Annotated in this window: 4 protein-coding genes; 1 reads left to right on the top strand and 3 read right to left on the bottom strand. The window is 57.8% G+C overall.

Translation table 11 applies throughout. From position 1 onward, the window contains the following. Positions 1-84: 84 nt before the first annotated feature. Positions 85-858: a 4'-phosphopantetheinyl transferase family protein gene (locus SMB34_RS20825; protein ID WP_051682442.1), complete on the top strand. Its 774-nt coding sequence runs from the start codon at positions 85-87 to the stop codon at positions 856-858. Here SMB34_RS20825 and SMB34_RS20105 read toward each other — a convergent pair. The 3 genes from SMB34_RS20105 to SMB34_RS20095 are packed head-to-tail and all read right to left on the bottom strand — an operon-like array spanning position 855 to position 26,364. Next, positions 855-4,376: an alpha/beta fold hydrolase gene (locus SMB34_RS20105; protein WP_037992687.1), complete on the bottom strand. Its 3,522-nt coding sequence runs from the start codon at positions 4,374-4,376 to the stop codon at positions 855-857. The genes SMB34_RS20825 and SMB34_RS20105 overlap by 4 nt on opposite strands. Beyond that, on the bottom strand, positions 4,376-19,957 hold the full coding sequence (locus tag SMB34_RS20100; protein ID WP_037992685.1) for a non-ribosomal peptide synthetase: 15,582 nt from the start codon (positions 19,955-19,957) through the stop codon (positions 4,376-4,378). The genes SMB34_RS20105 and SMB34_RS20100 overlap by 1 nt, the downstream gene beginning before the upstream one ends. Beyond that, positions 19,957-26,364 carry a hybrid non-ribosomal peptide synthetase/type I polyketide synthase gene (locus SMB34_RS20095; RefSeq protein WP_167332790.1) on the bottom strand — a complete coding sequence of 2,136 codons (6,408 nt, stop codon included), beginning with the start codon at positions 26,362-26,364 and terminating at the stop codon, positions 19,957-19,959. Before SMB34_RS20095 ends, SMB34_RS20100 begins: the two co-directional genes overlap by 1 nt.

Below are 26,364 nucleotides of genomic sequence, written 5' to 3'. Positions count from 1 at the left end.
TCAGACCATATTTCGAGAATGCCCAAAGCGTGCTTTGGGCATTCTTTTTTGTCTGTTGTTGATGATGCATAAAAGGCCACCCGGATGTCCCCGATCACAACCCATCGCCTTATGTTCCAGCGCCCGAAAGGCACAGGAACATTTGCACCGTCCGATATCCTGTGCGCGGTGTTGGCGGTTATTGATCTGGAGGGGCTTGACGATGCCAGGTGTACCGCACTGGCAGAAAGCCAGTTGAACGACGCCGAAAAGACCCGATTGGCGGGGTTCCGGCATGACCGCCGCCGGAAAAGTTTTATTCATGGACGGTTGGCGGCGAAGGCGGCGTTGAGCGCGTATTTTCCGGGGATTGATCCGCAATCGATTGAAATCGGATCGGGGGTGTTTGATCAGCCGATAATTGTTGGCGGCGGGGATGATTTGCAGGGCATGTCGGTTTCGCTGTCGCATTCGGATCGGTTTGCGGTTGCCCTTGTTTTTCATCGTGCCCATCCGTTGGGCATTGATGTCGATCTGCCGACGATCACGGATGTGCCCGCAATTCTTGACGGGATCGCCCCCGACGTGCGGGACATGATCCGCGCCCATGATCTTGACGACCACGGGGCGGCCTGCCTGCTTTGGGTGGCGCGCGAAAGCCTAGCCAAGACCATTACCACGGGGATGATGACGCCGCTTGGACTTTACGCGCCGTCATCAATTGATCGCAAGGGGGCCTGTTTTGAGGTGCGATATGCCAATTTCGGCCAGTATCGCACCCTCATCTGGCCGGGTGCGCAGGGGTGGCTTGGCCTGACATTGCCGGATCAAACGGAGTTCGATCCGGCAAGCCTGCTCTCAAGCCTGCTCTGGGGTTAGAGCTTTTTTTCAATATGAAGGCGGATGCGTTCGGCGACTTCGATCACATGAGGATCGAACATCATCGATCCGTGGGTGCCGCTGACCCATTCAAGGGTCAGATTGTCGCCCGCGACCTTTTGCCAGCCGCTATATTGATCGCCTTCGATGCTGGGTGCGGCGCGGGTTCCGGTTGTCGGACGCAGCAGCAGGACATCAATTCCGTCAATTTTTGGCGGGACATAATGGACGGCGGCGAGTGCGTTATTCTGGAACACGGCGAGCAGGCGGCGCATGGTGCCGCGATCTGCCTCGTCGGGCAGAAGGTCGCAATTCTTACCGCGTTCGAGCAACAGGTCGATGCGTTCCTCAGGCGTTAACGGACGCAATTCGTCAACCGTGACAAGGCCGAGCTCGGCAAAGATATCGGCAAGATATTCTGCCTCGCCCTTACGCAGGATGGCGCGGACCGCATCGGGCACGGCAATCGCATCAAGCAGGATGATATTGCGCACATCGATCCCTGCCTGCTGCATGCGGAAGGCGGCCTCAAACGCCAGTAATCCGCCGAAGCTCCAGCCGATGACATGGATCGGGCCGTCGGGAACGGTTTCGCGGATGGCGGGCATGTAGGCAGCCACCATTTCCTCGACCGTTGGCTGCAAATTCTGGCCTTCTTCGAGGCCTTGGGCTTCGACCATGTAAAGCGGCTGATCGGGGCCGAATTCACGGGCAAGGTTTTGATAGCACAGCACATTGCCGCCGACCGGATGGAAGCAGATCATCGGTGGTTTGGTGCCCGATGCATTGACGGTGACAATCGGGCTTTTGGCGTCGCTTTCGTTTTCTCGATCAGAAATGCGCGCGGCGAGTTTTTCGACCGAGGCACAGGTAAACAGATCACCGAGCGGGATTTTGACGTTGGTAACCTTGTTGATTTTTGACAGGAACTGAACCGCAAGAACACTGTGACCGCCGAGTTCAAAGAAATCGGCGGTGGCGTCATCCACAGTGCAATCAAGGACTTCGCCCATCAGGCGGGCAACGGTGCGTTCATGGTCGCTGCCAAGCGGCTTTGCGGTGGTGCTTGTGGCATGATCGGTATTTTCGGGGATGGGAAGGCGTGAAAGATCGATCTTGCCATTTACGGTCAGCGGCAGGTCATCCATCGTGATCAGGTGGTTGGGCACCATATAGTTCGGCAGGGCCTGTTCAAGTTTTGCCCGGCATGCCGCGACATCGAAATCAGCATGGGCATCGTCATCGGTGACGACATAGGCGACCAGAACAACATTGCCGTTCTGGTGGCGGTCATGGGCAACCACGGCCGCACGGCGGATATGGGGATGGGCGAGCAGGGCATGTTCGACTTCGCCCAGTTCGATGCGGTTGCCGCGGACCTTGATCTGACCGTCTTCACGGCCAAGGAAAATGATTTCACCGTCACTGCGCCGTCGACCCATATCGCCGCTGCGATAGAACCGTTTGCCGTTGGGATCGGTGACAAATTTCTGTGCGGTCAGGGCCGGGTCGTTCAGATAGCCGCGCGCGACACCGGCACCGCCAATGCGGATTTCGCCCGGAACCCCATCGGGTAACGGACGGCCCATATCGTCGCAGATTTCAATATGAACGCCCTGAATGGCCTTGCCGATGGGGGGCGGCAGAATCTGTTTATGGTTGTGCGCGGTCATCACATATTGCGCCGATGAAACGCAGCATTCTGTCGGGCCATAGGCATTGACCAGTTTGCGGTCTGTCTGGCCGGGCAGGGCAAAGAAACGTTCGACCATTCGGGTGGACACGGCTTCGCCGCCCAGAACCACCATCCTTGCCGGGCAGGAAAGCCTGTTTTCTTCCCAGTAGTCGAGCAGCAGGGAAAACAGGCTTGGCGTTGCGTCAAGCTGATCAATGGCGTTGGCAACCATCAGGTTATGCAGGGCTTCGGGGTCGCTTCGCGTAGCCGATCCGGTGATGTTCAGGCAATGCCCGTTCAGGATGGCGGCGAAAATCTGAACGATGGAGCCGTCAAAGGCAAAAGGCGCGATACAGGTCAGGTTCAGGACGCGGTCCGGATCATCGGCACCGATCTGTTTTAACTGCGTATCTAGAACCGACTGGGCCAGGTTTACAACCGAGCCATGTTCGATCTGAACACCTTTGGGCGTGCCGGTGGTGCCGCTGGTGAACAGGACATAGGCAAGATCGTTTGTGTTGGTGATGCTTGCAGTGTGCGCATCACTTGCGGCATTCAGGGCGGCCAGATCGTGTCGGCGCTTTTGCGACGGGGTGGGCTGTTGGGCCGCATCCGTTGTCAGGACGAAATCGAATGTGTAGGGGGCCGGGTCGAACCCGTCCGCATCGATTGCGGATCGTTTGGCGGCAAAGCCGCCCTGTTCGCGTGCCCAGTCTTCAAGGAAGCATTGAGGGACAAACAGGTCTTCGAGGAAATCGAGACGGGTATTGTAGCCTTTGCCCGCCGTGTCACGGGCAAACTGCGCCAGATCGGCAAGGTAATCATCGCGGCGATCCGCATCCCAGACATTGCCAAGATAAATGGCCCCGCCGGGGGCGAGCAGGGTTTTTGCCTTTGCCAGGACGGTTCGCAGATAACCGTAGCCGGGGAAGTTTTCGATGACGCTGTTCATGATGATCAGGTCGAACGAGCCCGGTTCATAAACATCGATATCATGTGCGCCAAGCTGCCGACCGATGACATGGGTCATGCCAAGATTGATCGCCAGGGCCTCGGTCCGTTCGACGTTGCGGCGCGACAGATCTGTCGCGACATAGGTGCCGACCACGGGAGCGACGTGTTTCATGGTGAAGCCGGATGCGCAGCCGATTTCAAGCACGCGAGCATCGCGCGATACCAGACCGGCGACCTTGTTCCGGGCATTTGCGCCAAAGGCATCCATCGCACTTTGCGCAATCGGTTGACCGGTAAATGCACTTTTCCAGCCACCCGCCAGAATGTTGTCGGCATCGTCACCCGCCAGATGATCCCACAGTTCGACCGACATCAGGGAGCCGTGATTTTCCGTCAGGGTATCGATATCGTCATGGTCAAGGCATAGAATATCGCTGACGGTTTTGCAGCGCCACTGCAACTGGTGCAGATCGCCGATATGAGCGCCTTCGGATATGATCAGCGGTAGCGCTGCATTGCGGACCAGTGTGGTGCGGCGGATCAGCGGCACATTCGGATCAAGCGGCACAAAGGCGAGGCCTGCTTTCAGGACGCCAAGGGTTGCTGCGATGTAATGGCGGTTGCGCCCGGTCATCACACCGACAAGCGAGCCGACGTGCAGGTTAAGTCCGGCAATGAAATGCGCGATACGATTGCTTTGGCGGTCCAGTCCGGCATAGCTGATTTCGCCGGTTTCATCGCGGGTTGCGATGCGATGCGGATGAGCTGCGGCAATCTTCGCAAACCGATCGGTGATGCTGCCGGTTGTTGCCAATGGCTGGTGATCGGGTTGGTTGTCTGCCCCGGGTGGTGTATCGAGGGTTTCGAAATCGAAATCGGCGATTTTCATTATGCGTCCCTTTGGGCATTTTGTGCGGCGGCAGCGGCGAATTTGCCAAGGAAGGCCAACCAGCGCTGCATGGTTTCCGCATCGAACAGATCGGTATCATATTCAAGGGTGAAGCGTGCCTGACCGGCTTCTTCGGTCAGGAACAGAATGATGTCATGTTTGGCCGTCGTGTTATCGACAAAGGCATCCATGTTGGATGGCAGGATGCCGTCGGCATCGGGGGCAAGCATCGGCAGGCCGGATTGTGTCCCGTCGGTTTGTGCCAAGTTGCTTACGGCTTCGAAGCGCTGATATTCGAACACCACATTGACCAATGGCTGGCGGTTGGATTTGCGTTTTGGCGCAACCGCGCGGACCAGTTCATCAAACGGGAAATCCTGCCGGTCCAGCGCATTGGCGATATTGATATGGGTGGTACGGATCAGATCGCCAAGATCGGTGTCGTCGTCAAGCTGCATGCGGATCGGCAGGACATTGACGAAGAAGCCGATCAGGCCTTCGGTTTCCATGCGTTCGCGCCCGGCAACGCCCATGCCGATGACCATATCGGTTTGGCGCGTCAGGCGATAGAGCATGGCGGAAAACAGCGACAGACCAACCGATGACAGGGTTGTTTTGTTCAGGCTGGCAAGCCGATGCAGGCCCGATAAAACATCATCGGGCAGGGCAAGATGCACATGCGCGCCGCGGAAGGATTGTTTTTCCGGTACAGGGCGATCCGTTGGCAGATTGATCTGTTCCGGGGCATTGGCAAGCTGTTGCCGCCAGTAATCGGCGGCATCGGCCCAGTTCTGTTTGGATTGCCAATGGGCGAAATCCTTATACGTGATCGGAAGTTGCGGCAGGGCAGCGTTCCGTTCATGGACAACGGCGTCATAAAGCGCGCCAAGTTCATTGATCAGGATGCGCGAAGACCAGCCATCGCCGACAATATGATGGGTCATCAGGATCATCAGGCATTCATTTGCCGCCACCTTGATCACACGCCCGCGGATCAGGGGCGGCTGGTCAAGGATGACCGGTGTTGCGGCTTCAAGCCGTGTCAGGCGAAGGGCTTCGCGGGCCGGATCGCCATGACCGGAAAGATCATCAAACGCGACGGCAGGCGGCGTGGTGGCGTGGATTTTCTGTGTGATCGTGCCGTCCTTTTCGGCAAAGCCCGTGCGCAATGTTTCATGACGGTCCACCAGACGGGTCAGGGCGGATTGCAGGATATCGGCCCGCAAATCACCGGTGCAGCGGAAGACATAAAGCATGCCATAGGCACCGCTGTTGCCGTCCATCTTTGAGAGCAGATAAAGCCGTTTTTGCGCGTGGCTGGCCGGGTAATATTCCATTGCCGGGGCGCGCGGGATTTGGCCATTACCGGTGGCGGCGATATCAATGGTGGCATTTTCGATATGGCGGGCCAGCCCCGCAACCGTTGGATCGGCAAAGAAGCCGGCCATGCTGATGCGTTTGCCGGTCCGGTCCGCAATGCGGTTTACGATCCGGATTGCCATCAGACTGTGACCGCCAAGCTGGGTGAAGCTTGCGTGGCGGTTACGGATGGGGTTTTCGAAAACCTCGGTAAAGATATCGGCAACCAGTTCCTCGGCCGGGGTGGCGGGCGGGGTATCTGTGCCGCCGTCAAGGGCCAGCGCACTTGATTGCGTGCGCACCGTTTCGAGCAGGGCCTTGCGATCCACCTTGCCATTGGCGGTGATCGGGATGGTATCGACGATATGCCATTTCGCCGGGATCATGTAGCCTGGCAGATGTGTGCCAAGCCACGTCATCAGGGCAGGGATATCGATATCCTGATCCTGTGTCGTCTGAATACAGCCGATGATTGCCCCGCCGTCAGGCGCGGTGGCATCAAACAGGGCAACGGCATTTTTGATGCCGGGTGCGGATTGAAGCTGCTGTTCGATTTCATCCAGTTCGATGCGGAAACCGCGCAATTTGATCTGATTGTCATGGCGGCCGCCAAATTCGATCCGGCCATCGCGGGTCCAGCGGGCAAGGTCACCGGTGCGATAGAGCCGTTGGCCCGGCTGATCGGGATCGGGGATGAACCGTTCGCGGGTCAGGTCGGGGCGTTGCCAGTATTCGCGCGCCAGCCGTGAGCCGCCAATCATCAATTCGCCCCAGACGCCGACGGGCGCGCGTTGACCGTTCTGATCAAGGATCAGGGTTTTGGTGAAGGGGATCGGTTTGCCGATGATGGTGGCGTCGGTATCGCCCGACAGATCATTTTCGGTGATCTGGCCGACAACGGCGAAGGTGGTGCTTTCGGTCGGGCCATAACAGTTCAGAACCGTGACGTGCGGGCAGGTGGCGATAAAGGTTCTGACATGCTGTTTGCTGATGGCATCCCCGCCGATCATCAGGATATCCAGTCCGGCAAGGGTGCGGGGATCATGATCGACCTGACGGTTGAACAGGCCGACACTCATGAACATTTTCGTGACACCAAATTGCGACAGAGCATCGCCGAATCTGGCCGGATCAAGCAGGTCATTACGGTCAATTACGGCGATTTCCGCCCCACGCAGCAAGGTCGCCCATATTTCAAAGGTCGAGGCATCAAATGCCAGCGGCCCCGCCTGTGCCACCACATCACCAGCGACGATTTTGGCGTAATCCGCCCCAAATGCCAGCCGATGCACGGCCCCCTGTTCGATCAGAACCCCCTTGGGCGTTCCGGTCGAGCCGGAGGTATACATGATATAGGCAGGCAAACTGTCCGGGTTGGTCAATTCGGGCAGGGTGAAGGCCGCCGGTGCCGGGGCAATGCCAGCGATATTGATCCGTTGTGGGGATGGACCGCCGGTTTCGGACAGGGCATCAAGCGCGTCATATCCGATGTCATCGACCAGAACCAGTTTGGCGCGGCTGTCTGACAGGATGAATTGATTGCGCGCCGCCGGATAAGCCGGATCAAGCGGGACATATCCCGCGCCGATGGCGGTAATCCCAAGAATTGCCGCAATGGCCGGACGACCGCGTTCAATATGCATCGCAACCAGATCGCCCGGTTTGACCCCGGCGGTTTGCAGGCGGTGGGCAATGGCGCGCGCATCGGCATGCAGTTCCCCAAAGGTCGATGTGCCGTTGTTATCGCGGATGGCAGGGGCATCGGGGATGACGGAGGCCTGATTGGCGAATATCGCAAAGATCCCGGCATTCGCGTCCGCATCAAGGCTGGTTTCCGGTTGCGGACCCTGTTCCCAGATTTCGATATTTGTTTTCTGATCATCGGGCAGAAGATCAAGATCGGCAATCGGTATGGTTTTCGCGGTAGTTTCCGTCGGAACCAGTTTTTGCAGGGTTTTTGTGAAGATGTGACCGAGTTCGACCATGCGCGCCTGATCGAACATATCGGCATAATAGTCAAACGAGATGGACATTCGTTCGGGCAGATCACGGACAAAGATCGCCAGATCGTTTTTGCATTGCTGCCGGCCAAGGCCGATGGGGAGCATGGCTTTGGCCTGATCATCCGGTCCGTAATCGCCCTGCGCATAGTTCATGTAAGACAGGGATATTTCGGACAGCAGGGTGCGTTCGGGGGTGGCAGGTGGCGAGAGATCATCGAGCAGCAGATCAAGGAAATAGGCCCGGTGGCGTAGCGCATCGATATGGTGGTTTTGCACCTTGTGCAGTAGGGATGCGAAGGTTTCATCTTTAGCAATCTGCATGCGAAGCGGCAAAAGCGATACCATCATGCCCGGCACATTGCGGAAACCCGTCCCGTCGCGCTGGTTGACCGGGACGCTGATCACCAGATCGTCGGTTGCGGTGATCCTGCCAAGCACGGCAAACCACGTCGCCATCATGAGCGAGAACATGGTGACGCGTTGATCTGATGCGAATTTCCGTGCCGATTTCAGCAAGGCCGGATCAATATCAAACGCGACGATTTCGCCCCTGAAGCTGTGGAAGGCCGGGCGTCTGCGATCAGACGGCATATCCAGTTTCGGAAGCGGCCCCTGATAGAGGGAAAGCCAGTAATCACGTGCCGTTTCAAGCCGCTTGAGGCTTTCGGGTTGCTGGCTCCAATACGCGTAATCGCGAAGCTGATAAGGGAGTGGGCCCAAGACCTGCCCACGATAAAGGGCTAGCAAATCCCCCAGCAGCATTTCAATGGTAAAGCCATCGCAAACCGTGTGATGGATATCAAAGAACAGTGCCTTTTGACCGTTGGTAGCGCAGATCAGACGCCAGCGCGCGGGGATTTCCGTTGCCAGATCGAACGGCATGACAAGGTCCGCGCCGACATCTTCAAGCGATAGCGAAGCATCAAGTTCAATTGGCGTCAGATCGGGCAGGGCGTCATGAAGTGGCAGAATTTTCATCGCCCAGTCATCGCCATCGGCAATCAACCGGGTGCGCAGGATTTCGTGGCGTTCCGTCAGGCGGGAGATGGCATCGCGCAGGCGATCAAGATCGATACTGTCATCAAGCATGAAGGCATGCGGCAGGTTGAAGGCCGTACCCATATTGCCGCTATGTTCGGCATGCAGCACGGAAACCTGTTCGGGGGCCAGCGGATAGAATTCCATTTCAGGCGCGCGGCGCGGATCGGTTTCGATCCCGGTTTCTGTTGCTGCCTTTACGGGTTTTGATGCCGATGGCAGAGATGTTTCTTCGGCTGGGGGATTTGCCGATGACTGGGGAAGTTCCGCCGTTTCAACGGATGGTGATATTTTTGCGGCCAGGGCGGTGATCGCCGGGGTTTCAAACAGATCGGCAAGACCGATATTGCAGGCAAGTTCGACATTCATGCGATCAACGATCTGCATGCCGGTGATGGAATCGCCGCCCAGGGCATAGAAATCCTCGTCCGGGTCGATGGTGTCATAACCAAGGATTTCAGCCCAGATTTTTGCAATTTTTTCCGCTGGAGTGGCCTTTTCGTCCGATATCGCGTCACGATGATCGGATATTTCAGTTATGTTGACATCGCCCGCCGGTGACGGGGCGAATTGGGCCGTCAGATCGGATACCGTCGGTGCGGCAAACAGGTCCGAAATCGCCAGCGACAGGTTCAGTTCGGCATTGATGCGATCAACGATCTGCATGCCGGTAATGGAATCGCCGCCAAGGGCAAAGAAATCATCATCCGGTGCGATGGCATCATAGCCGAGTGTTTCGGCCCAGATGGCCGCGATCTTTTGCGAGATATCCGGTGCCGTGACGGATACAGATGCCGGTGTGGTCACGGGTTTTTCCGGTTGTGCGGCTGTTTCACCGGCAAGAGCCGGATCAAGCACGACAAGCTGTGCAGCGGTGCTGCACATGGCATCGCGCCAGAAGACCGGGGCCTGTTGCGGGGTGATGGCGGCCCCGTCCTGAAGCGGTACATTGTGGCGCGCCGCCATGCCCTGATCGGCAAGGGCACACCAGTCGATGGTTAGTGCCGGGCGGCCCTGTGACCTGCGGTAACGGGCAAAACCGTCAAGGAAGGCGTTGGCCGCACTATAGGCGGCCTGACCGGGTACACCGACGATGGCCGTCAGGCTGCCGAACATGACAAAGGCCTGCACGGGGTCGTTTAGGGTCAGGGCGTCAAGATGACGGGCCCCCTTGATCTTGGCGGCCATGATGGCGTCGAACGCATCCATGTCGCGCACGGCAAGGAACCCGCCATCGGCAAGCCCGGCGGCGTGCGCGATGGCGGTGATCGGGCCAAGACTATTTCGGATCGTGGCAAGGGTATCGGACAGGGCGTTTTTATCGGCAACGTCGCAGGTGTGGATTGATACTTTAATACCCTTGGCGCGCAGGTCGGCCAGTTTAGACTGCGCAATGGCATCAAGACCGTCTTCACCGCGACGGGCAAGAAGGGCAAGCGTGATTTTGCCGCCCAAAGCCATTTCTTCGGCAAGGGCCATGGCAAAGCCACCGGTGCCGCCGGTCACGACACAGACGCCATGATCGGGCCAGTTGGGTTGCGGCAGGTTATCGTGCCCTGAAATCGGGCGCAGTTTGCGGCGATAACGGACCTGATTGCGATAAACCGAAACCGGATCGCGGCCAGGATCGGCTGCCAGTTCACCACCGACATGCGCGATGAAATCAGCCGGTGAGATATCAGTAAAGGAAAGGGCAAGACGCGGTTCTTCGGCGGCCACCGCGATGGCAACACCGGCAGCGGCACTTTGATCCGGGGAGGCCGGAACGGTATCGCGGTCGATCTGATAGGCACCGCTTCCGGCAACGACAAGCCGCATCCGTCCGCGCATCGAGCGCAGGATATCGCGCAGGCATCGGGCGGTGCGAAGGGCGATGTCTTCGCCCGGCTGCAACGCCAGAATGACGTTTTGTGCCTTTGCCAGCATATCCTTGCCGAGCATATCGGGATGGACGCGTTGACATGCAGGCGGGATCGGCCAGAAATCGCCATCGGCAATCATGATGGTGTTTTCGGGAACCGGTTGCATTTCAACCGTGCCCGGCAACCAGTCAATTTCGAGCAGTTCCGGTATGGCGGATGCGGCTTTGCCGTTAACATCCCCCGAGAAACGAATGCCGCGTATGGTCAGAAGCAGTTTGTGGCTGTCGGCATCAAAGAAGGTGAAGTCGGCCTGGCCCGGGTGACGACGTTCGGCACATACAATGATATCGCCGCTAAACGGGGCGTGCAGCGTGATTTCGTCAATGCCGACGGGGAGAGAGCCATTATCCTCGGTCGTCAGAATCATGCTGCATGCAATATCGGCCATGGCCGGATGAATGATCCAGTCGCGCAGGTCGGCATGATATTGCGGTTTCAGTTTCAGATGCGTGATCGCCGTGGTTTCGTCCGCGCTGTAATGCATGGACATCCGGCAATCCCAGCGGTCGCTGATCGAAATCGGGCCGATCTGGGGGGCATGGGGCAGAACATGGGCCTGCAAGGTGCATTTTGCCCGTACATGATCAAGCGACGGCGAATTGTCTGTCCGGTTCTTTTCCAGCGCGTCATTGGCCCAGCGCGCGGTGGCAAAGACTGACCATTTGCCGTTTTTCAGACGGCCACCCAGTTCTACATGACCGTCATTTCCAAGCAGCAGCGTTGCCGTACCATCGGGCAGGGCATTGGGAAGAAGGGCCTTTTGCCATTTAAGGTCGGAAATATGAACGGTTTGGTCGCCTGTCCCGTTTCGGGCCGCTGTTGCGATCATGGCGGGAACGGCCATGCCGACCAGTGTCGGTTGTCCGTTCAGGTGATGTTCATTTGTCGGCCAGAAGGACGGGGAGGCGACCGGAATGGCAAAGCAGCGGCCCCTTTCGGTTTCGACCGGGCCGGTCATGATGGTGGTATCAGGGGCCCGGGTGTCGCCAAAGACCGGTTTGCAAACGATTTTCGCAAAAGGTGCATGGGGAAGGGACACGCGGCGCGCGCGTATGACGTCGGGCCAGATCAGGTTCGCACCGGCCAGCCATTCACGAGCGTTGGCGGTTGCATCGGCAGGATTGGTCGAAACCGCAGAAACCGATGATGCCCCAGTGGCAGGTTTGGGGGCCGCGCAATGTGTCGTGTCACCCGCGATCAACCCGGCAAGAGCGTTAAGAACGCTGTCGCGATCCGACACCGCAACGGCGAAGCGATGCTTTAGCTGATCGCGCCCTGTGGCAAGCGTGTGGCAGATGTCACAGACATCAAGGGTGGAGTCCTTGGCGATGTCGCGATGCAGTTTGGCGGCATAGTCGGCTAATGCCGCCTCGTTGGCAGCAGACAGCGCAAGGATGAAGGTCCCGTTTCGCGCGGCTTCATCCTGTGTTTCATCCTGTGGATTTGCGCTGCGTTTCGGGGCGGCTTCAAGGATCACATGGGCGTTGATGCCGCTTAGCCCGAAGGAGCTGACACCGGCGCGTTTGGGCGCACCGCGATCTGCCAAGGGTTCAAGGCGATTGGTCGGGCGCACCGGGGCCCGGGCGAAATCAATCCGGCTGTTAGGGGTTTCAAAGAAGGGTTGTGGCGGGGCCTGATCAAAGCGGAGTGCCATGATGGCGCGCGCAAGACCAAGCGCACCCGCCGCCCCATCAAGATGGCCATAATTCCCTTTGGCCGAGCCGATCAGGGCAAAGCCATGTTCATCCGTGCTTCCGGCAAAGGCACGGGTCAGGCCATCGATTTCAATCGGATCGCCAAGCGAGGTGCCGGTACCGTGGGCTTCGATATAGGATATGGAACCCAGTTCGATGTCCGCCGTTTGCGCGGCCTGCCTGATGACATCGGCCTGCATGGCCGGGTTGGGGGCGGCCGCGCCGCTTGAGGCGCCATCCTGATTGACGGCACTGCCGCGGATGATGGCATGGACGGGATCACCATCGGCGATGGCGTTGCCAAGCGGTTTGAGGACAAAGACAACGCTGCCTTCGCCCATGCCGGTACCATCGGCGCTGTCGTCAAAGGCGCGGGTGCGGGCGGTGGAAGAATCAATCGTAAAGCCGCCGTCCGCATCGGGCGGGCAGGGGATCAGTTTTGCGCCACCGGCAAGGGCGATGGTGCATGTGCCGCTGCGCAAATTCTGGCAGGCCTGATGGACAGCGACCAGCGATGACGAGCAGGCGGTATCGACGATACTTGCCGGGCCGTGCCAGTCCTTTAGGAAGGACAGGCGTGTGACCATGTTTGACGGCACGTTAAGGGCAAAGACCTGTTCGGCCTTGTCACGTGCGACATGTTCCATGGCAACGCGCCATGCCGGGTTTGCCCCGCCACCGGCAAAAATGCCGACCTTTTTACCGCGCAGGGCCTGCCCGCCATAACCGGCATTTTCCATCGCCATCAGGGCGGTTTCGATAAACAGGCGTTGTTCCGGGTCAATCAGGGCCGCATCCGCGGGTGCCATGCGGAAACGGCCCGGATCGAAATCAAAGATGCGGTCAAGATAGGCGGCTTCGCGGAAGCGGGCCGGAACCGAACGGCCAATGGCGGCCATCATGTCGCGGGTTTCATGATCGCGTTCGGGCGGAAGCGGACGGACGCGATCCGCCCCGCGAGCAACATCGGCCCAGAATGTTTCGATATCGTCCGCCCCGGCAAGCTGAAGTCCGATACCGATCACCGCAATCGGTTCGTCGGTGGCAAGCCGGGCACCCTGCGCCGACGCAAGATCGTCTGTTGCCAGATCCAGCCCGGCCAGAAGTTCAGCCTGACGGGCGATGGTGGCACTGGCGAACAGATCGGCAATGCTGACCTTGCCGGGCCAGCGGGCATTGATTTTTTCATGCAGACGCAGCAGCAAAAGCGAATTGCCGCCGACATCAAAGAAACCGTCTTCGCGATCCGCCATCACACCGGGCAGGATTTCCTGCCACAATCGTTTCAGAACGCGTTCCAGATTTGCCAGATCATGATTTTCGGCGTCATTTTCGGCGTCGGGCTTTACCGCGATAGCCGGTTTTGATTTCCGGCTGGCGGTTTTGGGTGAACCGACCATCGGTGTGCCCGAAAGGGCCTTTCGGTCGACCTTGCCGCTGCTGGTAAGCGGGAGATGATCAAGGGCAAAGAAACGCGCCGGGATCATATATTCGGGCAGGCGGGTGCGCAGATTATCGCGCAGGACACCAATGGTCAGGTCGCCATCGCCCAGCACAAACGCATGCAATTCATCAAGGTCGCCAACCCGCACCGCCTTGACCAAGGCGCGTTCAACCAGATCGTGGCTTTCAATCGTGGTTTCGACTTCGCCGCATTCGATACGGAAGCCGCGAATTTTGACCTGATGATCGATCCGGCCAAGATATTCGACCGATCCGTCGGCAAGGAAACGCCCCAGATCGCCGGTGCGATACAGTTTATGGCCCGGATTGTGGGGATCGTCGGGGAATTTTTCGGCGGTCAGTTCCGGGCGGTTGCGATAACCGCGCGCGATTTGCGGCCCACCCAGCACGATTTCACCCGCAATGCCAATCGGCATGTCGCCAAGCCTGTCATCAAGGATGCGAATGGTGGTGTTGGCAATCGGTTTGCCAATCGGAACGATATCGGGATTTTCAAGCGGCGAGCAGGCATGCCAGGTGACATCCACCGTCGCCTCGGTCGGGCCGTAAAGGTTATGCAGTTCGGTTCCGAAGCGATCAAACAGCAGATCGTTGAAGCGCTTTACCAGTGCCGGGTCGAGCGCCTCGCCACTGGCGAAAACGCGTTTGAGGCTGCCAAGATGTTCGATGTCGACCAGCCCGTGTTCGACCGAGAACAGGAAACTTGCCAGCATCGAAGGCACGAAATGCATGGTGGTGACGCCATGATCGCGAATGGCCTGGGCAAGTTGTTGCGGATCGCGTTCAACACCCGGATCAGGCAGAACAACGCGCGCGCCCGTCCATGACCACCAGAATAGTTCCCAGACCGACACATCGAATGTGATCGGGGTTTTTTGCAAAATGACGTCTTCGGGGCCAATCGGGAAGGCGTCCTGCATCCAGAGGATACGGTTCAGAACACCCCGATGGGCGATTTCGACACCCTTTGGACGACCGGTCGAGCCGGATGTGAACAGCACATAGGCAAGGTCATCGGGAGCGTTGATTGCATCAGGGATATCGGCATCTTCGCTGCCATCGATGATCAGGACTTTATCTGCGTCAAACAGATCGGCCAGATCGGCGGTGGTGATGACGCGCGGATAGCCAAGATCATCAAGCATATCCGTGCGGCGCTGTTCGGGATGATCGGGGTCAAGGGGGCTATATGCCGCACCGCATAGAAGAATCCCGTGAATGGCGGCCAGCATATCGATTGAGCGTCGCACGGCAACGCCGATGACATCACCCGGACCGACCGATGTCGCACGCAGTTTTGCGGCAATCCCGGACGCACGACGGGCGAATTGTTCATAACTTAGCGTTGCAGATGTTCCGATAACCGCCGGTGCGTTTGGCGTGGCGCGGACCTGATCGGTGAACGGTTCGGAAATGCTGCGTTCAATCGCAAGGTCAAGATCGGTGGCATTGAATTGATCGATCCGGGCGCGTTCGTCGGCCGGCAAAATCGGCAATTCGGCGATTTTGGCGCTTGATGATGTGGACAGGGAAGCAGCAGCAAGGATTTCAAGCCGGTTGAAAATCGCCTGAATGGTGGATTTGTCAAACAGGTCGGTATCAAATTCGATCTGACACAGCAGGGCGTCGTTCTGTTTGCTGAAATAGAATGCAAGATCGAATTTCGAGAACGGGAATTCTGTTTTCAGCAGCGAGAGTTCGGCATCGCCGAGTTTTCCAAGGTTGGGGATGCTGTCCTGCCATGCGACCAGAACATCAAATAGCGGATTGCGCGCAGGATCGCGTGGCGCATTGACGGCGGCCACAACATCCTCGAACGGGGCGGCCTGATCGGACAGGGCATCGATGATGGTTTTGCCGGTTTGGGCCAGATGATCGTCAAATCCGGCGTTCGGATCGACATTCTGACGCAGGACAACGGTGTTGACAAAGAAGCCGACCACATCATCAAGGGCGGTCTGTTCACGGCCCGCCACCAGCATGCCAAGCGGGATATCGGTCTGCCCGCATTGGCGGTACATCAGGATTTGGACCAAAGCGGTCAGAATGGAAAAGGCGGTTGTGCCATGCCGATCCGCCGCATCATTGATCAGACGCGCGGTTTGTTCGCCAAAGGCAATTTCATGGAAATCACCAGCAAAACGCCGTGCCTTAGGCCGGCGGCGATCCGTTGGCAAGGCCAGCGGTTCAGGCAGGGGCAACAGCCGTTCTTGCCAGCGGGCCAATAGATCCTTGCCGCCGGTTGAGCTTAAATAGCCATGTTGCCAGCTTGCAAAATCCTCGTAATGCCGGTCGAGCTCCGGCAAGGGCGCGGCGGGGCTGCCGGTTTCGGCGGCATAAAGGGCGGCAAGATCGCGTAGTAATGTCGGCATCGACCAGCCATCACAAATCGCATGATGCAGGGAAACCAGCATCCAGTGACGGTCGGGGGCAAGTGTGATCAGATCGGCCCGTGCCAATGGTTTGTTTTCAAGGTCGAACGGACGGACAGTTTCGCGTGCGATGAACAGGCGGGCGGGACCTTCGTCCATTTGATGGCGACCAAGTTTCAATGAACCGACCGGTGCCAGATACTGGCTGACGCCATCAGGATGATGGGGATCGGATTTGAAACGCAGGCGCAGCGCATGTTGCCGTTCTTCAAGTTTATGAAGGGCGGTCTGCAAGGCATCGGCATCAATCGGGCCATTGATTTCAAACGCGGCCGGGACGGAATAGACCGCCATGTCGGGCTGCATGCGTTGCAGAACCCAAAGGCGGGCCTGTCCGCTTGAAAGCGGGAATTTCGGGCCATCTGCCTTTGGAATCAGGAATTGTTTGCCATTCTGTTTATGGTTGGCAAGCAGGGTTGCGATCCCGCCGACTGTTCGGGCGACAAAGATATCCTGAAGTTTCGGGCGGACGCCGGTGGATTTTTCGAGCAATCCGGCAAGGCGCATGGCGACAAGGCTGTGCCCGCCCAAGGCAAAGAAATCCGACGATGCGGTAATGTCCCTGTTGCCAAACAGGGCCCTGAATTGTTCGGCAACGATCTGTTCCAGTTCGTTGCTGGTGGCGGCGTTGCCGGTTTGGGGAGCAAGCGGTGCCGTATTGGCCAGGGCACCAAGGAGCTGTTTGTGATCTACTTTGCCATTCACATTGACCGGCAGATGATCCAGCACCACAAACCGTTCGGGGATCATGTAATCGGGCAGATTGCGGCCAAGGATCTGCATCCAGACATTGCTGTTATCCTGATCGGCGGCGACGGCCGCACCAAGGAAGGCATCGGCACCGACGCCAACCGGCATCACGCAGGCATTGCGGATGCCGTCAATCTGGCTCAGTCGTTTTTCAATGGCGGCGGTTTCAATCCGGTGTCCGCGAATTTTGACCTGCCCGTCACCACGGCCGCCAAATTCAATCACACCATCTGAGCGCCAACGCGCGCGGTCGCCGGTTTTGTAAAGGCGGGTTTCGGGTAAATGATCGAACGTGACGAATGCCTTGGCGGTGCGTTCGGGCGCGCCGGAATATCCCAGCGCCAGCCCGTCGCCCGCGGCGTAAAGTTCACCCCAGATCCCGGTCGGAACCGGTTGCCCGCCAGTATCAAGAATATAGGTGCGCGTATTGCCAATCGGCCGGCCAATCGGGATGGTGGCCGAATTTACGTCATGTGGCGTGATCGGATGGATACAGGTAAAGGTCGTGTTTTCCGTCGGGCCATAGCCGTTGATCAGGGTAAGGTCCGGGCAGGCGGCCATGACTTTTTGCAGGTGAGGGGGGCTTAGTGCCTCCCCCCCGGAAAGCAGTCGTTTGAGCGGGGAAAAGCAACCTGGCGCGTCATCGGCGATACGGTTAAACAGGCTTGCGGTCAGCCACATGGTGGTCACACCGCCACCTTTAAGGGCATTGCGAAGGGCGGTTGGATCAAACAGGGTTTCGTTATCGATCAGAACCAGTTTGCCGCCATTCAGAAGCGGTGCCCAGATTTCAAGGGTTGCGGCATCAAAGCCAAGTGATGCGGCCTGTGCCATCACATCGGTTTCATCAAACGCAAGCGCCCGATTGTTCAACACCAGTCGTGCAACAGCCCGGTTGGGGATCAGCACCCCCTTGGGCGCACCGGTGGAGCCGGACGTGAACATGACATAGGCCAGATCATCGCCGGTACGTTTGGCGAAGGTCGCATCCGATGTTGCGTTGGCGTCGGGCATTTGCGCAATACGAACGCGATCAGACAGCCCCGACAGGCGTTCAAATTCGGCGTTGTCACACAGCAAAGTACGGGCACCGCATTCTGCCATCAGGGCGGCAATGGCATCGGCAGGCAGAGATTTGTCAATCGGCAGATAGGCCGCACCATGCCATGCGATACCAAGAAGGGTGATAATCGCATCAAGAGTACGATCCGCGGCAAGGGCGACAATCGACCCGGGGGCAACATCAAGGGCATCAAGACCGGCAGAAATGGCGGAAACGTGTTGCCCCAACGTGCGATAGGTGATTTTTCGGTCGCGATCCTGCAGGGCAATTTTATCCGCGTTGGCCGGGTTGGTGACCTGACGGGCGAGCAATTCGCCAAGGCCGCAGTCGCGCGGGTAATCCGATGCGGTATCGTTAAGTGCTACGGTCAGGTGATCATGTTCGTCTTCAGGTAGCAGATCAACAAGACCAAGCGGCATTTCCGGGTTTTTGGCAAGCGCACGCGCAAAGGTCAGGAAACGTTTGGCAAAACGTTCGACCCATTCTTCGCCAAAGACGTGGCTTTGATATTCGACAGCCAGAGATGTTTCCGGACCGTTTTTCATCATGCCGACCATCAGGGGGAATTTGCCCGCCCCGAAGTCGAGATCTTCGATCACGAAGGGGCTGTCGCTGGATTCCATCACATGGACGGCATCGAATGGCAGGCCGGTCGGGCCCTGTGCCGCCTGTGTCAGATCATGCATCAGGCGCGACAGGGGGTAATCCTGCACGTCAAGCATGGAAAGAACTTCGTGCCCGACCTGTCTGGTCAGGGCATCAAGATTATCTGCCATATCCGGTTTGATCGCGACGGGCAGGACATTCACAAAGCAGCCCATCGACTGCATGGTTTCCTTGTCCCTGCGACCGGCAAAAGGCAGCCCAATGACGGCTGTGGCGTTTTCCTTGTGCCGCGCGATCACAGCGATGGTCAGGGCGGCCCAGAGGGTGGTCTGGGTCGTTTTGCGGGTATGGCTGGAAAGCTTTGCGAAAGCCTCGGCGTCTTTGCCGGTCAGTTTGATCAGAAGGCGTTTGCCGCCGCCATTCCGTTCTGCTGCCGGGTCGTCAGGCAGCCCGGCAGATAACAGTTTATCGGTTCGTGCCGACCAGAATTTCCGCGCGATTTCGCCGCGTTCCCGATCCAGATTGCGATGTGCATTGCGCACAAGTTTTTCGATATCAGGGATGTTTCCGGGCGTGTTTCCGGCAAGGATGGCAAGAAGCTCTTTTTGCAGCAACATGATCGATTGGCCATCAAAGCACAGATGATCGATTGCCATGGCCAGTTGCGGGGCTTTTCCGTCGTCATGTTCGATATAGCCAAACCGGGCCAGAGGACCCGTTGCGAGATCAAAAAGATCATGGCGGATTTCTCGGGTGGTGTCGATTTTGCGCACAGTGACCGGCATATCGGCATGCACGCGCTGGATCAGCTGCCCGTCCTGTTCGACAAAGGTGGACCGGAGGGCATCATGGCGTTTGACGATGGCGGCAATCGCATCGCGGACCGCATTGAAACCGGTTCCTTTGGGAAGGGTGATGCCTGTAACGATATGGTAATTGGCACTTGCCGGTTGGTCACGTCTTGCAATCCATTGGCCTTCGATGGCGGGATGGGCCGGGAAGGATTTGAGGATCGGACCTGCTTTGGTGTTATGACTTTCGGCATCGGAAGGTTCACGCAGCAAGCTGAGGATTTCGGCCTTCAGGTCACGGGTTTCGGATTTCAGGGCATCATCAAATGCACCGGTCGGTGCATCAAAACAAAGATCGTGCCCGTTGGCATGCAGGCTTAGCACAATGTCGCGCTGACGGAGTTTGTCGAGCAGGTTGCGCGCGGTTTGTGTGCGGCGTGACAGCTGATCGGTATTCATCACAGAACTCCCTGTTCACGTGACGGGCGGGGGGCTGTTGTGGCCGGTTTTGCTGTTGCCGTTGCTGTTGGCGCGGATCGGGCATTGGTCGGCGGGCTGTTTGTCTCAAAGGATGCAAGCAGGTTGGCAACACCTGAAACGGTGCGGCCTTCGAACATTACGGCGGCGGGAATTTCGGCAGTCAGGACTTCGGAAAGCCGTGTTGCGATCCGTACGGCGAATAAGGAGTCCCCGCCAAGTTCAAAGAAATCATCATCGGGGCCGATTGCCGGATCGCCAAACATATCGCGCCAGACGGCAAGAATGGCGGATTGCGCTTGTGTTTCGGTTTGGGCATCGGACGTATTTTGTGCCGGGTTTCGTGCCGGGGGCAATGTGGCCTCCACCGGGGCAGCGGCAACGGCGATAGATTTGGGATCGGCGTTCACGGTGGTTGCCTTCTCCGGCCAGAAGCGGCGTCGGTCAAAGGCGTAGGTCGGCAACGGAATGCGATGGGCATCACGGGTTTGGTTGACCCTGTCCCAATCGGGCGATGTTCCCATAACCCAAAGCCGGGCAATCGCATCGGCCAGTGCGTTTGACCCGGTGATTGCGGCATCCGTTTTTCGGGCGGCATCGGGGCCGGGGGCAGGTTGCAGGGCAATGCTGTTGCCGGTCGCTGTGCCATTGACAATGGCAAGGCGGCTTGCCGTGTTGCCAAAGCCGCATTCGACCATGATCGTTTCGGGCATTTCGGCCAGAAGTCCCTTGATGTTATCGGCAAAGCGCACCGCATTGCGCAGATGTTGAACCCAGTAATCGGGATTGGTGGCGTCTTCGGGTGTCAGCCAGTTGCCAGTCAGGTTGGACTGGATCGGAAGGGTTGGCGCGTTCAACCGTATTTTGGCGACGACATGGCGGAATTCATTCAGAACCGGTTCCATCATCCGTGAATGGAAGGCATGGGAGACCACAAGCCGACGACCGGATTTACCCTGTGATTTGATGTATTCTTCAAGCGCATCAATGCATTCGGTGCTGCCCGCCACCACGCATTGACGCGGGCCGTTGATTGCAGCCATCGACAGATCGGGGCCAAAGGCCGACAGAAGATCACCGACTTCGGCCTCGGTCATGGACAGGGCAAACATTGATCCCGGTTCGGTCTGCCCCATCAGGCGACCGCGCATCACCACAAGGCGAAGCGCATCTTCAAAGGACATGACCCCGCCAATGCAGGCCGCGACATATTCGCCAATGCTGTGCCCGGTCAGTGCTGCGGGCAAAATGCCGTTCTCGATCAGCCAGTTTGCCAGCGCATATTCATAAATGAACAGAGCGGGCTGGGCGATTTCGGTGCGTGCCATGCGGCTTGATGTTGCCGGGCTTTCATCGGGAACGGTCAGCAATTCAAAAAGATCATCGGGGCCGCCCGTCTGTGCCACATGCTTGCAGGCATCGCGGATCATCTTTGCTGATATTTGATCCACTTCATAAAGGCCTTTGGCCATGCCCGGTCGTTGCGATCCCTGACCGGGGAACAGGAAGGCGATGGGAGGGATATTGCGTTGGGCAACGGCCTGATGGCGGGCGGTCGATTTCGGATGGGTCAGGGCTGAAATCGCAGCCTTGATGTTCGTGGCAACGATGGCGGCCCTGAAACGATAGGCGTGACGCCGTGACAGGCTGTTTGCTACATCGGATATCGCAATGTCTGATCCGTTGCGGTCAAGCCAGCTTGCGGTGTTTTCCAGAAGTTTTTGCAAGGCGGGTTCGCTTGCTGCCGAGAAGGGCAGGATATGGGGAATATCGTTTTGTGTCTGGCGTGATGCCGGTTGATCGAAACGGGGGGCTTCTTCGATAATCACATGCGCATTGGTGCCGCCAACCCCGAAGCTGCTGATGCCAGCGCGCAGCGGTTCATCATCATTATTCGATAATGGTTGAGCAGTGTTGTTTATTTGAAATGGTCCCTGATCCAGACCAAGGTTTTCATTCGGTTGATTGAAATGGCAGGTCGGCGGAAATACCCGATGGCGGATTGCCAATACGGCCTTGATCAGCCCGGCCATTCCGGCGGCACTGTCCAGATGGCCAATATTGCCCTTGACCGAGCCAAGCCACTTTGGATGCGTTGGCGTTGTATCGGCTTTTGCATAAACCTTGTTCAGTGCGGCGATCTCTATCGGGTCGCCAAGCGCGGTTGCGGTGCCATGGCCTTCGACAAAGCGGATGGTCGAGGGATCGATCTGGGCATCGGCAAAGGCCGTCTGGATGGCCTTTGCCTGACCATCGACAGAAGGCGCGGTAAAGGCGGCCTTTGCTGAACCGTCATTGTTGATGCCGATGCCTTTGATGACCGCATGGATGGTGTCCTTGTCGGCAATGGCATCATCAAGACGTTTCAGAAGAATAATGACCGCACCGCTGCCGCCGACAACGCCGTCTGCCTTGCTGTCAAACGGGCGGCAAACGCCGCTTCTTGATCCAATGCCGCCCTGCGTGAAATAATATCCGCCAGCCGGGCTAAGCCCAAGGGCCGCCCCACCGGCAAGGGCGACGCGGCATTGACCGGATCGCAAGGCATTGACGGCCAGGGCAAGATTGACAAGCCCGGTCGAACAGGCGGTCGAGGATGCGATGGCGGGGCCAGTCAGGTTCAGCTTGTAGGCAAGCCGTGTTGCAGCAAAATCCTTGTCATTGCCGAGTGTCATGCCATACCGGATCGCATCGGGGCGGTCGCGCAGGCGATCACGCAGGCTGTCGACCAGATAGGTCGGGAAACCGACGCCGACATAGGCACCGACCGGGCCGTCACGCGCCGGATCGCAAGATCCGTCTTCCAGAGCGCTAAGGGCGACTTCAAGCAGCAGGCGTTGTTGCGGATCGGTTTCGATTGTTTCGCCCGCGGTCATGGCAAACGGTGCGGGATCGAACATATCGAGATCGTCAAGAATCCCATGGCGGGCGATGAAATCGGCGTCTTCGAGCGCCGACGGATCGCCGCCCATTGCGCGCAGGCGGGAAATATCGACGTCCTTTATCTGATCGATACCGTTTTCAAGCATCGACCAGAATGCGTCGCGGTCATTCGCGCCGGGCAGGCGCATCGCCATGCCAATAATCGCAATGTCGTGATTTTCAGACACATTGCGTTGGGGCTTTACCGGTTCGGCTTGTGCGGTTTCGGGGGCATGTTGATCATCCGCACAAAGGTGACGTGCGAAGGAATTGATGGTCGGGTGCTGGAATATTTCCACCGATGCAATGTTGCGCCCGGCGAGTTTTGACAGGGCAAACTGGGCGCGCGGTACCAGCAATGAATGGGCACCAGCTTCAAACAGGTTGGTGTCAAATTCAATTTCGTCTGTTTCGATCAGGTCCATCCAGATTCTGGCAATTTTACCGGCCAGTTGATGGATGCGCGCCTGATCGGGTTTGCTGGATGCAGGGGGCGATGCTTTGGACGCAACAGGCTGTTTGCCATCCGGGTTTCGGGCGAATTCGGCAAGTGCCTTGCGGTCGATTTTGCCCGACGGCAAGAGGGGTAGCGTTTCCACCCATTCAATGCGGGTCGGAACGGCCGCATCGGACAGGTGGCGCGCCAGTTCTGCGCGCACGGTTGCTGCGTCCGGGCGTTTCGACGGGCTTGCGTTGGATAGAAGATAACCGATCAGTTCGCCACCATGATTGGTTTTGACATGCAATACCGCAGCCCGTCCGACGCCGGACAGGCGCGAAAGCTGGTATTCGATTTCCCCGATTTCGATGCGTTGCCCGCGAATTTTGACCTGTTCGTCCGTGCGCCCGTGAAAATAAAGCAACCCGTCTTCTCCCCAGGAAACCAGATCACCAGTGCGATAAAAGGTTTCATCGGTCTCGCCCGTCGGATCCGCGACGAATTTTTCCTCCGTCACGTCAGGCATATTGATATAGCCGCGGTTAAGTCCTGCGCCGCCAAGGTAAATCTCGCCCGGGACGCCAAGCGGTACCCGTTTTCCGTCTTCGTCAAGTATCCGGACAAAGCCACCCTTGTCGATGCGGCCGAGCGGGATGCTTTTGGTTTGGGGGGCCCTTGGTATCAGATACACGGCGGCATGAATTGTCGCCTCGGTCGGGCCATAGCAGTTCCAGATATCGACGGTTTCGAACGCGGAATAAAGCCTGCGGACGAGTGTTGGCTGCATGATTTCGCCGCCCGTGATCAGACGGCGCAATTTGAAAGCACCATCTGCCGGAACGGCATCGATCACGCTTTCATAAAATGACGGGACCGACATGATGTGGGTGACATGATGTCGTGCCACACCGTTCCAGAATTTATGCCCGTCACTGAGTATCGCGTGGGTCATCAGCCACATGCGATGGCCACGGATCAGCCCGACGCAGAATTGCAGCATCCAGGGATCAAATCCGAGCGACGGGAAAAGACCCATTATTTCAGGGTTGCCGTTTTCATGTGATCCGATACCGAATTGCGCAATGGCGACGTCGATTTTATCGGCAAGGGATTGGTGATGAACGGGAACCGGTTTTGGCTGCCCGGTCGAACCCGATGTATGGAAGACAAAGGCAATATCGTCGCCACAAATATCGGCATGGATATTTTCAAAGGTGATGCTGCCGTCAATGCCGGTTACGGCATTGATATCGTTTACCGTGATGGAGGTGTCGCCGATTTTGTGCCATGTGTCGGTGTTGTCACTCAGAACCAGACGGCAATCAAGATGGCGGGTCATCGACGCATTGCGCGCGATAGGTTGCAACGGATCAAGCTGCACACAGGTTGCCCCGCATTTCAGGATACCGATCACAGCGGCCGTTTGCTGCGCACTGGGGGAAATGTTCATCCCGACAAAATCGCCCGGTGCAATGCCGCATTGTTTCAGGTGGTGGGCGACGGCATTGGCCATATGGCCCAGCGTTGCAAACGTGACTTCGTGATCATCTTCCGTGATCAGGGCGACATCGCCGGGGCGCGATGCAATGGCATGATCGATGCGTTCGGGAATGAGCCGTACCGGAGCCGGCCTTGTGAATGTCGGGCCGGTTTCAAGCGTGCGGATAATGGCAAGCTCGTTCATCGGCGGTGCGGCGATGGCCGCGATATCCTGTTCCGGGTCGTCCAGTGCGCGGGACAGGAAATAACGGAAACGTTCGGCGATGCGCGTAACGGATTTAACGTCGTGGCAAGCGGTGTCATATTGCCAGATGATTTCGGCTTCCTGCCGGTCTGGGCTTATGGCCTGCATCATATAGATCAGGCCAAGATCGGTGACTGGCCCGTTATAGATATTGACCCGGCGTGTATCCAGCCCGGCAAAGGATAAGGGTTCTGCGCCGTCCAGACTGTTGAAAAAGGCACCATTGCCCGAAAGACCCCGGGCACCCAGACGTGCTGCACGCATGCGCGGCGCGCCAAGGCGCATATGACGGACATCGCGACGTGCCCGGGCAAAGATATCACGGGCCAGTTCCGAAAAACGTGTGTGTTTACTTAAATCGGCATCGAAGGGTACGATATAGGAAAAGGCACCCGGTGTCTGGCGTTCAGTCCGCCCCATCCGGTTCAGAAGCGGCATTGTGACGGTCGGTTGTTTGATATGGGTAACCTGACCCAGCAGGATAAAATAGGCGGCCATGACAATCGCGGTGGGCGATGTGCCACAGGCTTTGGCCGTGTGGATCAGTCTGGAAAGGTCGTGTCCATCCAGCGTCTGTTCCAGCCGGGCCTGAACCAGTTTGCCCGACGGTTTGTCCGATGAAAACCGCGTGATCGCGTGATCGTTTTGCAGGCGTTCCTGCCAATAGGCAAGGTCACGTTGGTAGGCCGGTGTTTCGGGATAGGTCGCGTCAGCTGCGATAAAGTCGCCATAGGACCCGAATGTGCTTTCGGGGACGGCAGAACCGGTTTTAAGTGCGCTGTAAATTTCCGCCGCGCGTTGCGCCATCAAATGCCCGGCATATCCGTCACAGACCAGATGATGATAAACCCGAACCCACCAGTAACGTCCCGTGCCCAGTTGCAAAAGGCGATGGCGGCAATGATATCCGTTTTCCGGGTCAAGTGGCCGTCGGCGGATTTCTTCGACTTCGTTATTGGCGATCAGAACCGGATCATCGGTAAAACTTAAATCGATGACGCTGAAATCAGTTTCGCGGCAGTCATCGGCAAAGGTCTGAAACGGTTTGCCGCCTTCTGATGCAAAGCGTAGACGCAGGGCGTCATTTTCCTGATCGGTTTGGACAATGGCCTTGTAAAGGGCTGCAATATCAAGATCGCCCTCGAACCGGATGACGCTGCAAATATTGTAATTTGCGCAATCGTCGCCCTCGGCCCAGTCAAGCCATATGCTCGACTGCGGCGTTGTAAGCGGTTTTCCCTGCCGTTCTGTCCCCGGCGCAAACGTGTTTGTGCGCTTCTGCAA

The sequence above is a fragment of the Thalassospira permensis NBRC 106175 genome, from assembly GCF_000714555.1.
GTDB classification, from domain to species: domain Bacteria; phylum Pseudomonadota; class Alphaproteobacteria; order Rhodospirillales; family Thalassospiraceae; genus Thalassospira; species Thalassospira xiamenensis.
This window is presented reverse-complemented; position numbering and strand designations above follow the sequence as displayed.

Coding starts and splice junctions, on each gene's coding strand:
- SMB34_RS20825 (WP_051682442.1), top strand. CDS start 85: ATGTCCCCGATCACAACCCATCGCCTTATGTTCCAGCGCCCGAAAGGC.
- SMB34_RS20105 (WP_037992687.1), bottom strand. CDS start 4,376: ATGAAAATCGCCGATTTCGATTTCGAAACCCTCGATACACCACCCGGG.
- SMB34_RS20100 (WP_037992685.1), bottom strand. CDS start 19,957: ATGAATACCGATCAGCTGTCACGCCGCACACAAACCGCGCGCAACCTG.